This is a genomic window from Hymenobacter plasmatis, from assembly GCF_020711255.1.
Classification (GTDB): Bacteria; Bacteroidota; Bacteroidia; order Cytophagales; family Hymenobacteraceae; genus Hymenobacter.
This window is the reverse complement of the sequence record NZ_JAJFAW010000015.1, coordinates 71,803-86,296: the sequence shown is the minus strand read 5'-3', so window position 1 is coordinate 86,296 and position 14,494 is coordinate 71,803. Positions and strand designations below refer to the sequence as shown.

Annotated in this window: 11 protein-coding genes; 2 read left to right on the top strand and 9 right to left on the bottom strand. The window is 63.7% G+C overall.

The window, feature by feature from the left end; genetic code table 11:
* Window positions 1–24: 24 nt before the first annotated feature.
* The 3 genes from LJ738_RS12295 to LJ738_RS12285 form a co-directional block, all read right to left on the bottom strand.
* Window positions 25–912 carry an SdiA-regulated/phytase-like domain-containing protein gene (locus LJ738_RS12295; RefSeq protein WP_227786607.1) on the bottom strand — a complete coding sequence of 296 codons (888 nt, stop codon included), beginning with the start codon at window positions 910–912 and terminating at the stop codon, window positions 25–27.
* Between the two features lie 49 nt (window positions 913–961).
* A complete protein-coding gene (gene yidD / locus LJ738_RS12290; protein ID WP_227786606.1) occupies window positions 962–1,183 on the bottom strand; it encodes a membrane protein insertion efficiency factor YidD in 222 nt (73 codons plus the stop codon).
* A 71-nt stretch (window positions 1,184–1,254) separates the two neighbouring features.
* Window positions 1,255–1,989: a M48 family metallopeptidase gene (locus LJ738_RS12285; RefSeq protein ID WP_227786605.1), complete on the bottom strand. Its 735-nt coding sequence runs from the start codon at window positions 1,987–1,989 to the stop codon at window positions 1,255–1,257.
* A 183-nt stretch (window positions 1,990–2,172) separates the two neighbouring features.
* On the opposite strand from LJ738_RS12285, the gene LJ738_RS12280 reads away from it, so the two are divergent.
* Entirely contained in the window at window positions 2,173–3,036 is an 864-nt protein-coding gene (locus tag LJ738_RS12280; RefSeq protein ID WP_227786604.1) for a PorV/PorQ family protein, read from the top strand.
* 110 nt (window positions 3,037–3,146) lie between these two features.
* On the top strand, window positions 3,147–5,222 hold the full coding sequence (locus LJ738_RS12275) for a helix-hairpin-helix domain-containing protein (protein ID WP_227786603.1): 2,076 nt from the start codon (window positions 3,147–3,149) through the stop codon (window positions 5,220–5,222).
* Window positions 5,223–5,342: 120 nt separating this feature from the next.
* Here LJ738_RS12275 and LJ738_RS12270 read toward each other — a convergent pair whose 3' ends face one another.
* From LJ738_RS12270 to LJ738_RS12245, 6 genes are all read right to left on the bottom strand, one after another.
* Entirely contained in the window at window positions 5,343–5,810 is a 468-nt protein-coding gene (locus LJ738_RS12270) for a hypothetical protein (RefSeq protein ID WP_227786602.1), read from the bottom strand.
* 45 nt (window positions 5,811–5,855) lie between these two features.
* Complete coding sequence (locus LJ738_RS12265) at window positions 5,856–7,805, bottom strand: DUF3857 domain-containing transglutaminase family protein (RefSeq protein ID WP_227786601.1); 1,950 nt, start codon at window positions 7,803–7,805, stop codon at window positions 5,856–5,858.
* Window positions 7,806–8,111: 306 nt separating this feature from the next.
* Entirely contained in the window at window positions 8,112–10,160 is a 2,049-nt protein-coding gene (locus LJ738_RS12260; RefSeq protein ID WP_227786600.1) for a DUF3858 domain-containing protein, read from the bottom strand.
* Window positions 10,161–10,276: 116 nt separating this feature from the next.
* A complete protein-coding gene (locus LJ738_RS12255) occupies window positions 10,277–12,340 on the bottom strand; it encodes a DUF3857 domain-containing protein (protein ID WP_227786599.1) in 2,064 nt (687 codons plus the stop codon).
* Between the two features lie 105 nt (window positions 12,341–12,445).
* Window positions 12,446–13,681, bottom strand: coding sequence for an MFS transporter (locus tag LJ738_RS12250; RefSeq protein ID WP_227786598.1), 1,236 nt, complete (start codon window positions 13,679–13,681; stop codon window positions 12,446–12,448).
* 116 nt (window positions 13,682–13,797) lie between these two features.
* Window positions 13,798–14,466, bottom strand: a complete 669-nt coding sequence (locus LJ738_RS12245) for a porin family protein (RefSeq protein ID WP_227786597.1) — start codon at window positions 14,464–14,466, stop codon at window positions 13,798–13,800.
* Window positions 14,467–14,494: the final 28 nt, after the last annotated feature.

Genomic DNA, 14,494 nt, shown 5'->3' with positions numbered 1-14,494 from the left:
CGTCTGGTTTACAGCTGTTGGCCGCTAGGGCAGCGTAAACTCAAACAAGCCGCCTTGCTCGGTGGTGATGAGCAAGGTGTTGTCGTCTTTGAAGGCGGCGCCTTCGGTTTGGCCGGCGCCGGTGAGGTCGACGCGGCGGGGCGTCGCTTTGAGGATGTCGGCCCAGGTGTTGCCGTCCAGGATAAACAGCTCGCCACGACCCAGCAGCACCAGGCGGCGGCCGTCGGAGCGCAGCGCGGCATCGGTTACTTCGCCGGGAATGGCCAGTTTGGTTACCAGCTTGGCCGTGTAGTCGCCGGGCTGGTCGGGCACGGTGTATACCTTGCTGGTGCTTTCCTGGGCCCGGTCTTTGGTAAAGAGCCACACTTTGCCGTCGTGCCAAAGGCTGGCTTCGCAGTCGAAGTTGCGCTGCTTTTTCTTGGGCGGGAATTCGCTTTGGTCGGGGTAGGAGAAGCTGATTTTGCCGACTTGCTTGGGGTTATCCAACCGCACGCGGTAGATGGCGAGGTCGCGGCGCGTGCTTTCGTTGTTGCCGCAGTCGCCAATGTAGTAGTTGCCCTGCGGGTCGCGGCTCAGGCTTTCCCAGTCGATGTTGGGCGCGTTGACGTCGATGGTGCGCACCAGTTTGCCTTCGCTAGTGATTTCGTAGAGGTTGGAGGAGTTGCCGTCGTCGCCGAAGCTGTAGTAGTGCTGGCTGGTTTCGGCGGGGGCCAGGCCCGAGCTTTCGGGTACCACGTTTTTGATGGAGCCCACCCGGTGCAGGCCGGCAATTGCCGCGGCCGCGTCTTTGTCTTTGCGGCGGTCGCCGCCTTTCACCTTGCTGGAGGCACTGGATTTGTCGGACTGAGCCTCCGAGCAAGAGGCCGTGAGTAATATGGCAAGGGCAGCCGGTAACAACGGAATAAAGCGCATTAGAAAGAGTTAAGCAGAAGGTTGACCCAGCCTATACGCAACTGCTGGGCTATGGTACGGGGTCGAAGCCGTGGCCGCCCCACGGGTGGCAGCTGGCAATGCGCCGCAACGCCAGGCGCCCGCCGCGCCACGGCCCGTACTTGGTGATGGCCTGGGCCGCATACGCCGAGCAGGTGGGTGAGTAGCGGCAGCTGGCCGGCGTGAGCGGCGAGATGAAATGGCGGTAAAACCACACCAAGCCAAGAAAAAGGGCGCTAAATAGCCGGGACATGAGCGGGAGGGTGGGAAGGCCAGCGGCCGATGATTTCCTTTTGGGCTAAAGGAAAATAGAATGAACGGCCGCTATTTCGGCAGCGCGTTAAGCTCCACTTTCCACTTTTCCCAATCGGGCATTAAGCGAGTCTGCAGGTCGTAGAAAGCCTTGGAATGGTCGCATACCAGCAGGTGGCAGCACTCGTGCAACAGCACGTAGTCGAGGCACTCGGGGCGGGCCCGGATGAGCTCCGGGCTGAGGCGGATGCGAGCGGTGCGCGGGGTGCAGCTGCCCCAGCGGGTGCGCATGTGGCGCACGGCCAGGGTGGGCCGAACGAGGTTGAACTCGGCGAAGCGGGGCCACACCCGCTCCAAGGAATCGGCAAAGTGGGGCGCGGCTTGGCGGGCGTACCAAGCGTGGAGCAGGGCCTCGGTCTGGGCGGGTGTGAGGGGCGCAGGGGAGGATATCACCAGCTCATCGGCCACGACGGTCACTGCCATTCGGCCGGCCTGGGCGAATCGCAGCGCGTAGGGCCGGCCCTGATAATAGTGAATGCTGCCGGCCTCGAAGCGGCGGGAGGGCGCGGGGGCCGGGCGGCTGGCAAAGGCAGCCTGGTGCTTGAGAATCCAGTCAGCTTTTTTCAGGACTTGTTGGGCTACCCATTCGGGCGAGGTGCCGGCGGGGGCGGTTACGTGCACGCTGCCATCGGGCTTCACGGCGAAGCCAATAGTGCGCCGCGACCGGAAAACGAGGGTGTAGCTAAGCGGCTGGTTGCGATAAAGAAGGCTTTCGCGGCGGGGCGCGGCAGAGAAGGAGCGGGGCATAAGGAGGCAAGTTCGGCAGTGGTGCCGCAATACCTAACCAAAAAGCGCGGCAAAATAATTTCTGCCGCTCCCCTCAGCCATTAACCATGGCAATATTACCTTCCCCTTATGCTACACTTTCTACCACGTTGTTCTTTGCTTATTTTATTTGGGCTTCTTGCCTGTTGGCCAGTCGCTTCGGCATTGGCTCAGGGGGCGGGCCCCGGGGTGCGGGGCGCCCGGGCTGCCGCGCTCGGCAATGCCTCGGTAGCCCTTGCCGGCGAAGTCTGGAGCATGGGCAACAACGTGGCCGGGCTGGGTGAGATTCAGCAGCCCACCGTCGGCTTTTATGCCGAGAACCGCTACTTCAGCGCTGCCCTCAACGTGGGCGCGCTCACCGCGGCCCTGCCGCTGGGCCGGCCCCTTGGGGCGGTGGCCGCGGCGGATGGGGCCAGCCCAACGCAGGCCGTGGCAGCGCCGGCCCAAGCCGCCTGGGCCCGCAACGGGGTGGTGGCTTTCGAAGCCCAGCGCTTCGGTGGCCAGCTCTACAACGAAACGCGGGTGGGGGCAGGCTACGGCTACCGGTTCGGGCAAATCAGCCTGGGCGGCCGCCTCGACGTGCTGCAGGTGACCATCGAAGGCTTAGGTAGCCGGCGCGTGGTGCTGGGCACGCTGGGCGGGCAGATTGAAGTAGTGCCCCAGCGGCTGAGTTTCGGGGCTTTGCTCTACAACCTGGGCCAAACCAAGCTGGCCAGCTACCAAGACGAGCGGGTGCCTACCGTGCTCAAAGCCGGCCTGGCCTACCGCCCCAGCTCCCAGGTGCTGCTAGTCGTCGAAACCGAAAAAGACGTGGAACGCGCCGCCAATTTCAAGGTGGGCTTGGAGTACCGCCCGGTGCCCGTACTGGCGGCGCGGCTGGGTCTGGCTTCGCTCACCGAGCAGGCCAGTGCTGGCATCGGCGTGCTGGCCGGCGCATTTCATATTGACTACGCAGCCGCGTTTCAACAGGCCTTAGGATTTAGCCAGCATTTAAGCGTTTCCAAGTCATGGGGGCAGAAAGCGCAGTAGTGCCATGGTTGGCTGCGTTGGGAGTCGCTTCACAACTTCGAACGATTGGAACAGGGCTGTGCCTAAATTCCAGGCGCTGCTTGGCACTGTTGCTAATACTGTTGAATCTATTGGCAGCCACTGAAGCTTCAGCTCAGGACTACACCCGCCGTCCACCCGATTTGGACCGCCTCACTCAGGAGCTGTTTGCTGAAATACAGTCGGACCAAGTGCCTTACGAGGACTTGTACGAAACGCTGCTGCAGTACTACCAGACGCCCATCAACCTCAATACCGCGACGCGGGAAGAGCTGCGGGCGCTGCTGCTCTTGAATGAAAACCAGATAACCACCTTGCTGCTCCACCGCCAGGCCAACGGCGACCTGCTCAGCGTGTATGAGCTGCAAAGCATCGAGGGTTACGACCTGCGCACTATCTCGCGCATTCTGCCCTTTGTGAGCGTCCAGAGCAGCAACCTAAACGCTGCCCGCGGCTCGCTCTGGCAGCGCATAGCCCGCGAAGACAACAACGCCCTGTACCTGCGCTATGAGCGGGTGCTGCAGGAGCGCCAAGGCTACACGTCGCCCACGCTCTACCACGGCCAGCCCACCACCCGCTACCTTGGCTCGCCCGATAAAATGCTGATACGCTACCGGGTGAGCCACACCAAGGATTTCAGCGTGGGCTTTTCGCTGGAAAAAGACGCCGGCGAGCCGTTGAGCTGGAACCCCGGCAGCGGGCGGCTGGGGGCCGATTACGTGTCGGCGCACGTGCTGCTGCAGGAGCGGGGGCGTCTGAAAACGCTGGCCCTGGGCGACTACCAGCTGCAATTTGGCCAAGGCTTGCTGCTGTCGTCGGGGCTGGGCGTGGGCAAGGGCGCCGAGACGATTACGACCCTGCGGCGCTCGTCGGTGGGCGTACGGGCGTATGCGTCGCTGCTCGAAAACACGTTTTTCCGGGGTGGGGCGGCCACAGTGCAGGTGGCGCCCACGGTACAAGCCACGGCGTTTGTGTCGCACAAGAATGTGGATGCCAACCTGCAGCAGGCGCAGGATTCGTTGGCTCAATTTGATGAGTTTACCTCGGGTCTGCTCTACACCGGCTTCCATCGCACGGCCTCCGAAATAGCCAACCGACACCAGCTTTCCGAAACCATCGGGGGCGGCAACCTGGGCTACACCAGCCGCGATGGCAACCTGGCCCTGGGCGCCACCGGCGTGTTTACGCACTACGGCACGCCGCTGCTCAAGCGGGCCGAGCCGTACAACCGCTTCGAATTCAGCGGCAAGGAGAACCTGGCCCTCAGCCTGAACTACAGCTACGTATGGCGCAACCTGCTGCTCTTCGGCGAAACGGCGCGCAGCACCGGGGGCGGTCTGGGCACGGTGAACGGCCTGCTGGCCAGCCTGGGGCCCACCGTAGATGCGGCCCTGCTGGTGCGGCACTACGACGCCGATTTTCACACCCTCTACGGGAATGCCTTCAGCGAAAACACCCGCAACATCAACGAATCCGGCGTGTACTTCGGGCTGAAAGTGCGCCCCGTGGCCCGCTGGGAAGTATCGGCCTACTACGACCAGTTTCGCTTCCCGTGGCTGCGCTACCGGGCCAGCGCCCCCACCGCCGGCCACGATGCCTTGGTGCGCCTGGCGTACACGCCCTCCAAAACCAGCCTGCTCTACCTGCAGCTGCGCCAGCGCCTCAAGCCCCGCGACCTGCCCTCCGATGACGTCGTGCGGCCCATTCCGCTGCCCGGCGAGCAGCTGCGCCAGAGCCTGCTGCTGTACTACAACACCGCCCCCAGCACCGCCCTGGAGCTGCGTACCCGCCTGCAAGCCTCCCGCCTGCGCGACGACCCCGGCCTGGCTTGGCGGCGCGGCTACGTGCTGGCCCAGGACGTGAGCTACCAGCTCAACCGCACCCTCAAGCTCACGGCCCGCTACGCCGTCTTCGATGCCGACGACTACGACACCCGCCAGTACGTGTATGAGCACGACGTGCTGCTGGCCGTGTCGGTGCCGGCGCTCTATGGCCAGGGCACGCGCGTATATGGCCTGGCCGAAATCCGCCTCAACCGCTCCCTCACGCTCTGGCTCCGCTACGCCGAAACCCGCTACCGCCACCAGCAAACGGTGGGCTCGGGCCTGGAAACCATCCAGGGCGCCCTGCGCAGCGAGGTGAAGGCGCAGCTACGGGTGAAGTTTTAGTAGGCCTTCTTGGTGATTTCAAGTGCTGCAACCTGTCCGACTTTGGGTAGCTGGCTCAGAATGCAAAAAGCCCCGGCTCTAAATGAGGCCGGGGCTTTTCTTGGGCTAATTCAAACCTTGTTAGGGGCGAACGGCGGGCGGAATGCCGGCTTTCTCATTGGCGTCGGCCTGCTCCCGGATTTTGCGATAACGGGCCTGAATCATCAGCCGGCGCTCGTATTGCGTCGGGGTGAGCGTCGCTTTCAGCTCATTCTCAAACTGGTTGTTGATAGCCACGTCTTCCCCTTTCAGGGCGTCGTGGTCGTTGGTGGCATTATGCTTTTTGAGCAGGGCCAGCCGCTGCTGGGCCTGCACCAGCGCGGCGGCCCGCACCCGGGTAGTTTGCTCTGGGCTGAGGGAAAGCTGCCCGGCCATGGTGGAAGCCTCCCGGTCGGCCTGCTGCTCGGGGTTGATATCATTTACGCCCAGTCTTAGCCGCTGAACCATAACGGGCGCGGTGCCGGTGCTGGGTGCAACGGGCTGGGTTTGGGCCGAAGACGCAGTGGTGATGCCCATCAAGGTGCCAACGAAAAGGAAGATTTTTCTCATGAAGCGAAGTTGTAAAGGGTAGATTGAGCTGACAAGGTACTCAACTCAGCTCTCCGTTTTCAGCAGCACAATCTGCGCCTTGTCGGCAAGGCTGATTTTGCGGCGAAAGTCCAAATAGCCGGCGTAGGCGGTGCGGGGCATTTGGGCGCGTTTCAGCTCAAGCCGGCGGATATACTGCACCGTGCCGTCGGGCAGGGCCTGGTATTGGCTGGCGTAGGTGCCGTAGGCGGTGCTGAACTGCACAGCCGCGGGCAAGGTTTCGGGCCGGAAGCCGAGCGGCAGGTGCAGACGCACGGTATCGGCTTGCAGGCTGGCGTGGGGCAGCCACACGGCGGCCTGGCGCTCGCCCACCTGCGCGGGCAGGGCGGGCAGGCGGCTCAGTAGGTTGGGGGCCACAAACACGCGCTTGCCGCTGGGCATGGCAAAGCCCGGCAGCGTCAGCCCCAGGGTTTCGACTACGCCCGGGGTGGGGCCGGGGGCGGTAGCGGCCAGGTTGAATTTGGTGAGGGCGAAGGTGGGCAGCTTGAGCCGGTCGGTTACGTACTTTTTCTGCTCTACGGGGCCCAGCTCGTGCAGCAGCTGGGCGTAGAGGTCCTGCTCTTGGCCGGTGCGCAGGGTGCGGGCCGTGGCGGTGGCGCCGCCCACGGCATCCAGGTACAGGTCGATGCGGCGTTCGCGGCGGTTTTCGGCGGCGCCGTAGCGGGGGGTGGCCACCAGCTGCCCGCCCTGGGGCGTGAGCAGCAGCGCGTGGCGGTTGCCGGTGAAGCTGCCCATGTAGCCAAAAGCGTCCGTTTGGCTGGTGCACTCCAGCCACAGGGTGTCGGGGCGGCCGGCTTTGGCCATGGGCACGCACACAATGGCGTGGTTGAACTGCGAGCTGGGGAAGTCGGCGCGCAGGTCGGGGTGGTCGGAGCCGGCGCCTACCAGCGCTACGTAGGCAGGCACGCCGGCAGCGGCCAGCAGCGCCTTGGTGTAGTTGCTCAGGGCTTTGCAGTCGCCGTAGCCGTTGCTGGCCACGGAGCTGGCCGGGAAGGTTTGCCAGCCGCCCAGGCCCAGCTGCACCGAGATGTAGCGGGTGCTGCCTTGCAGCATTTCGTATACCCGCTGGGCCCGGGTGCGGGCGTCGGGGGCGTCTTTTACCAGAGCGGCTACCTTGGCCAGCGTGGCGGGTGGGAGCACGTCGCGGCCAGCGTTCAGCTCATAGTTCCACTGGCCGAAGCTTTGCCAGCTGGCGGCGGTGCCCTTGTGGCCTTGCACCTCGAAGGTGCTGGGGGCCAGCACTACCCTGGGCGTGGTACAGTACAGCGGCGGGGCCGCTTCCTCGTCTTCGGCGGCTGGCAGGTTGGCCAATTTCCACTCGTAGATTTCCTGGCTGCTGGCGGTGGTGTGGGCCACGGCGGCACCTGACGGCAACTCCCGCTCTTGGTAGCGCAGGGGCAAGGCCGTGGGCGTGGTTACGCGCAGGGTAGCGCTTTGCACGGCCAGGCCTTCCTCTTCCTGAGGCTGCCAGTCGGGGTAAAACAATGTGTTGTCGGATACGATTTCGTATTCGAATTCAACGGTGTAGGGCGTCTGGGGCTGGCGCAGGTCGGCGTAGCGCACGCGGATATCGGTCATGAAGCTGCCGCCAGCGTCGCCCATGCCCTGGTCGTGGATTTCGGCGGCCCGCAGCTGGTGCAGCAGGCGGCCATCGGCATCATACACGGCCCCGCGCAGGTAGCTCAGGGAGTTGAGGGCGTCGTAGCTCACCATTTGGCGGCCGAAATCGTCGCCGGCAGGGTCCAGCACGGTTATCACCCGGTGCACGGTGTGCACCAGTCGCCCAGCCGATTTTACGGTTACCACCTCGTCATCGGCCCGCAGCACGGCGTGCGCGCCCTCCTGCAATGTTGCTGGAATATCCGCCACGGCGTATTTAGGCGCCGGGGCTGCAGGGTGTAAGGATAGAAAGCTGCTCAGGGGCAGTGCAGCAAGGAAGGGTAGCAGTGCTTTCACGAGATGATGGGGAATGAGGTAGTTTATAATTGGGTAGGATGTTGGGCTGAAAGTTGAGTTGGATAGACTGTGGCAGGTAGAAAGGTCAGGCAATGTGCAGCACCCCGCTTGCTACCGCGCCGCTTGTCATGCTGACGAAGGAAGCATCTTATCACGCCTGAGTCGTTCCACGGTGATAAGATGCTTCCTTAGTCAGCATGACAGACGATTATTGACGGACGATTGGATTACTGCCCCGGTAAAGATGCTTCGCTGCGCTCTGCATGACGTCCTATCATCCTGACATTCTGAGGACTTCAACTCAACCTATGCCTTCTTTTTAATCACCAGTTTTTCGCCTTGCTTCTGCATCATGAGGCGGTAGAACTCGCGGAGTTGGGCGTATTCTGCGGCGGCGTAGGCGGGCTTGCGCAGGCTCAGGCGGCCGGTGAGCTGCACCGTATTTGGGGTAGTAGCGGCAACGCTGTAGAGGAACCGGCCCCCGCCGTCGGGGAGCTCCAGCACGGCGGACTTAGGCATTTCGGCCAGCTCGTAGCCCGTGGGCAGCGTGAGGGTTACCATGGTGGTTTCGTCCTGCGCGGCGCCAAAGTCTACGGGAAACAGGCGGTCGTCGTGGCGGAAGGGGTTTTGCTCGCTGCTAAACTCCCGGAGCGGGCTCAGGTAGAAGGTGCCGGCGGTGGCGTTGTCGTCGGCGGGCTGCGTGAATTCGTAGTCCAGGGCCAGGGGCTTGGCCACGTTTTCGCGCTGGCCCACCGTGAGCTTGGGCACGGTCCAGGTGCTGTGCTGGGTGGTTAGCTCGGCCAGGTATTTTTTCTCGCCCAGGGTGGCCATGTGCTTGCGGGCAGCCACGCCGGCGTAGCCGCCGTGCTCCTGGTGCACTTTGCCGGTCAGGCCGCCTTGCGCGTCCATGGTGAGCTGCACTTGCTGGTAGCGCACGTGGCGCTGGGCAGGCGACAGGTCGACCCAGCGGCCGTCTTCGGGCTTCTTCGTTATCAGGCGGCCCAGGTGGTTGAGGCAGCGCTCGGGCAGCATGCCGGCGGGCAGCAGCGGCTCGGTGGCGTCCAGGAGCAGGTCTTTGCCATCGGCCAGCGGCACCAGGGCCACCACGTAGTTAAACTTGTCGAGCAGCGTCAGGGCCTCGTTTACGCGGCCGTGGCTGCGGGTGCTCAGCAGCAGTGGCTGGGCCGGAATGCCGGCATCGCGCAGGCCGGCAATGAGCAGCAGGTTCACATCGGCCGCGCTGCCCAGGTGGGCGTCGTAGGCTTTGCGCAGCGAGCCATCGGTAGAGTAGCGGTTGGTGCCGTCGTAGCGAATGCCGCTCATCACCACCTCGCGCACGGCGGCGGCGCGTTCCGCCACGTCGGGGTATTGGGTGGCCAGGGCCTGCATCTGGGACTTCAGGAAATTGCCGCGGTCGAGCTGCAAGCCGAAGTTCTCATCGCTCAGCAGCTCCGAGTTAATCTTGTCCCAGGTGGCGGCTACGTTTTGGTAGGCCTGCCCGGGAAACTGCTCGCCCGCCAGCTGGAAGTTGATGCGGTCGACGTAGTCCTCGGAGGTGGTCATGAACGGCTCGTCGCGAAACGCCGGCACGTTCTTCATGGCCCAGTTGTAGTTGGTCACGCGGGCCGTCACGGTTTCGTTGCTGGCGGCTTCGCGGGTGGTGCCAAAGCCGCTGCCGGAAAAGCCGCCCGCCGTGTGCACCGTAAACTGCGTCATGTTGTCCGTCTTCGTCTGCACTTCCAGGGGGTGGTAGCCCTGCATCAGCATCTTGTAGTGGAAATACTCGGGAATGGTGGCCCGAAACTCGCTCCAGCGCGTGGGGATGTCGCGCTGAAAGGTCCAGTCCTGAAAATTGAAAAAGAAGTCCGACGTTACGGTGTAGGCGTACTCAATCACGGCGCCCTCGCGCACATCGGGCAGCGTGAACTTGCGCACCCGCACGTTTTTGGTGCGGTCTTCGGTGAAAACGTTGCTGCTTTCCAGCTTGGTTTTTTGCACCTGCCCGTTCACCAGGTTGTAGGTGAAGCCGCGCAGGCCCGTAATTTTTTCTTCGCTGCTGTTGCGGTGGAAAAGCGGCACCTGCACCGTGGCCACCTCGTAGCCTGCTTTCTTCAGGATTTTGATGCGCGTAATCCGCTCCGACACCAGCTGGAAGTCGTTGTTGACGTACTGAATGGTGGTGGTGCCGTAGTCGCACAGCACCACGGCCGCGGCGGCGCTGTCGCCCACAAAGGGCGCGGCCGTCAGGTCTTTCGGGTCGGGCTTGCCAAATTTGATGGGCTCGGGCTGGGCCTGCGCCGCAAAGGCACTCAGCAAGGCGGCTAGGGTAAGAGACGAGCGTAAGGGTAGCTTCATGCAAAGAGGAAATAAGGTAGAAAAGGAATAAGGCGGGAGTCCGAAATTGAGCTGATTGTATTGGCGGTCAACGGATAATCCGGGCAGGCCGGGAGTTGGGATAGCCGGAAGTTGAGCTAACCGTTGGCTTTCTTCTTGATGATGAGTTTTTCCGCCTGTTTTTCCAGCAGCAGGCGGTACAGCTCGCGCAGGTTGGCGTAGTCTTCGGCCGCGTACACAGGGTTGGCCAGGATGAGGCGGGTGGTGAGCTGCACGCGCCCGGGTGTGGCGGCGCTAACCATATAATAGAACTTGCCGCCGTTGTCGGGCAGGTTCACATTGGCGGGCTTGGGCACCTCGGCCAGCTCGTAGCCCGCGGGCAGGGCCAGGTTGATGACCACCAGCTCTTCCTGCGCGGCCCCAAAGTCGACGGCGAAGGACCGCTGCTCGTGCCGAAACGGGTTTTGGCTGGTCCCAAACTCGCTCAGCGGGCTCAGGTAGAGGGGGCCGCCGCTGGCCTTCTCGGTACTGGGCTGGCTGAACTCGTAGTCCAGGGCCAGGGGTTTGTCCACGTCGTCGGCGTGGGTCACGGCGAGCTTGGGCATGGCCCAGGCCTCGTGCCGCTGCTGCAGCCCGGCCAGGTACTTCTTCTCGCCCAGGGCGGTGAGCTGGGCGCGGGCGTCGGCCGCGGCGTAGCCGCCGTGCTCCTCGTGCACGGTGCCCATCAGGCCGCCGTCGGCATCCAGCGTCAGGTTTACCTGCTGGTAGTGCACGTGGCGCTGGGCCGGGGTGAGGTCCACCCAGCGGCTGTCGTTCGGAAACTTGGTGATGAGGCGGCCCACGCGGTTGAGGCAGCGCTCGGGGAGCATGCCGCAGGGCAGCTGCGCGTCGGTGGCGTCTACCAGCAGGTCTTTGCCGGTGGCCAGGGGCACCAGCGCCACCACGTAGTTGAAGCGCTCCAGCAGCGGAATTTCCTTGTTGACACGGCCGTGGTCGCGGGTGCTGAGCAGCAGCGGGTGGGCCGGCACGCCGGCTTCCTGCAGCGCGGCCAGCAAGAGCAGGTTCACATCGGCCGACGAGCCGCGGTGGGCGTCGAGGGCCTTGCGCAGGGGCTCCCGGGCATAGTAGCGGTCGGTGCCGTCGTAGCGCATGGCGGCCAGCACCAGCTGGCGCACAGCGGCGGCGCGGGCCGCTACGTCGGGGTATTGGGCTGCGAGGCCCTGCAATTGGGCTTTCAGCGCCCCGGCCTGGCCGAGGCGGCCGCCAAAGTCCTCGTCGGCCAGCAGCCGGGCGTTGATTTTGTCCCAGGTGCCGGTCAGGTCCTGGTAGGGCTGCTCGGGCCACTGTTCGCCGGTGAGCTCAAAGTCCAGCCGGGCCACGTAGTCCTGGGCGGTGGTCATGTACGGCTCTGCGCGAAAGGCCGGCACATTTTTGAGCACCCACTGGTGGTCTTCGGTGGAGGCCGTTACGGAGAGGGTGCCGTTGGTCAGCCCGGCGCTGAGGCCGTCCCCTACTTTGTTGTCGAGCATCAGGGTGGTCTGGCCCACGCTCATCAGGTTCACATCGGGCGTGCGGTTGCCCTGGTAGAGGATGTTGTATTTGTAGAAAGTGGGGATGCTGGAGCGGTACTCGCTGTAGCGCACCGGAATATCGCGCTGAAAGGTCCAGTCCTGAAAGTTGAACAGGAAATCGGAGCTGAGGGTGTAGGCGTATTCCACCACGGCGCCTTCCTGCACATTGGGCAGCGTGAATTTCTGCACGTTCACGTTGGGCGTGCGCTTTTCGACGAAAGCACCGCTGGGCTCGAGCTTGGTTTTTACCACCACGCCGTTCACCAGGTTGTAGGTGAAGCCGCGCAGGTTGGAAATCTTTTCCTGGTCGCCTTCGCGGTGGTAGAGCGGGATTTCGACGGTGGCTTCGTCGTAGCCCGACTTCTTCAGGATTTTGATGCGCGTGACCCGCTCAAATACTATTTCGAGGCCGCTACGCTTGCCCCGGAGGCGCGAGCGGCCAAAATCGCAAAGCACCACGGCCCCGGCCGCGCTGTCGGCGGCGAAGGGGGCGGCCGTGAGGTCGGCCTTGTCTATCTGGCCAAATTTAATGGGCTCTGGCTGGGCCTGAGCGGCCGCTGCGGCCAAAAAACAGCCCAACAGCACCGGCAGTGCCTGCCGCCGCCGGCCAGGCAGTAGAGTAGTGTACATCAACAATAAAGAATGGGGTAGACAATCTTCGAAACCCTAAAAGTAGGAGGTCCGAATGAAAGCTCACCTATTCTTCATCATTATTTTATGCAAATATTTAATATCTCACACCACCTCTTCGGGCGAAGGCTCGGGGGCCGACTCTGGCACGCCCACGGCAGCCATGGGGCCGGTCAACTTCACGGTGAATAAGTACGCCACGGCCAGCAGGACGCACAGCAGGCTGAGGGCGTGCACGTAGGGCAGGCGGCCGGCCAGGTTGGAGAATATCCAGCCGGCGAGCAGGGCACCCAGCCCAATTCCGAGCTCGAGGGCGATGTACATGGTGGCCACGCCGCGGCCGCGGCGCTCGGGGTGGCTCAGGTCGATGGTCCAGGCGTAGAGCGTGGGCGAGTTGAGCCCGGTGCCGATGCCGAACACCACGGCCCCCGCCAGAAACACCGGCACCGACGGCGACCACACCAGCAGCACCAGCCCCGCCGCCAGGATGCCCGCCGATATGCGCAGCACCGGCACGCGCCCGTGGGTATCGGAGGCCTTGCCCGCCACCAGCCGGATGCTCAGCGAGGCCACCGTGTAGCAGATGTAGAACAAGCCCTTGGTGGAGCCGGTGAGGCCCAGCAGCCGGCTTTGGTCGGGGATGACGGTGAGCACGGCGCCGTAGGGAAACAGGCACAGCGCCGTGACGATGGCCGGCGCCAGCACGCGGGGCTCCAGCACCTCCTCCCACTTCAGCTTGAGCAACCGCAGGCTAAAGCGCCGCCGCTGGGCCAGGGGCAGGGTTTCGGTGAGGGTGCCCTGCACCAGCAGCGAGAGCAGCGCCGCGCCACTGGAGCAGTAAAACATGGTGTTCAGGGAGAAGTGCTGGGCCACCCAGGAACCAAACGCCGGCCCAAACGCCATGCCCAGCGCCCCCGTGACGCCGAGCAGGCCCATGGCCTCGCCGCGCCGCTCCATGGGCACAATGTCGGCGATGAAGGCGGCGGTGCCCGTGGGCTTGAACCCGGTGCTGAAGCCGTGCAGTAGCCGCAGCGTGAGAAACCCCGTGACCGTGAGGGCCCAGGGGTAGAAAAACCCGCACACAAAGCACACCAGCGAGCCAAACACCATCACGGGGATGCGCCCCACGGTATCGGCCAGCTTGCCCGAAAAGGGCCGCGACAGGGCCGCCGTGACCGTAAACAAGGCAATGATGTAGCCCTTATACTCACCGCCGCCCAGCCGCGAAAGATGGTCGGGCAGCTCTGGCAGCAGCAAATTGAAGCTCAGGAAAAACAGAAACGACGACAAGCACATCAGCCAGAAGCCGATGGAGTAGGGGCGGGAAGCAGGAGTGGCCATGGGTGCCGCAAAGGTCGGGCACAGGGGACGAAGCTGCTATCGGCTCATGGCGCTGCTGTTTTGGAGCCACCCTCCGACACAGTATGGCTCAACTCTGGCCAATTTGCGAGCAGTAGCTACAGCGCCTTGCCGAAGCGGTAGCGCACGCCCGCGGCGATGTTCGGATTAGCCCCGTAGGAGGAAAGGGTTTTGCTGATGATTTGGCGGTTGAGGACAGCCTCCGCCGTCAATTCGAAGCGCGGGCAGAGGGCGTAGCGCACGCCGGCTCCCAGCGTCAGGCACGCGCTGTGGGTGGTAGAGGTTTCCTCACCCGTGGCGAGGACCGTTCCGTTTTCGCTCATCCTGAAAACGTCGCTGCGCACATTAAACCGCACATAGCTCACGCCCCCGAGCACGTCGGCCTGGAAGCGTTGGGCCACGCGCCGCGTCAGGGCGTAGCGGCCCAGCACGGGCACCACCAAGGTCCGGTTCCAACTGGTGCGTTTCAGGTATTCACCATTGGGTAGGGCCGGGCCATAATCGATGCCAGCGTAAGAGTGGCTGGCATCGAAAGCACCGCTCAATTGCAGCGCCAGCCGCGGCCGTAGCTGCAGGCCCACCGTTGGGGCCGCCGTGGCCACGTTCACGCCGGTCTTGGTGGGCAACGGGTAGCCGCCAAACGAGCCGCTCACGCCCACGAAAAAGCGGGGGAGGGGCGCTGCCGGGGCTACAGGCGTTTGGGCAAAGCCAGCCAGAGGCAGGGCAGTTGCCAGTAAGCTGGCGCTAATGGAGCGGCGGAGCAGCATTGGGGAGGTAGATTTAACGAATTGTGAA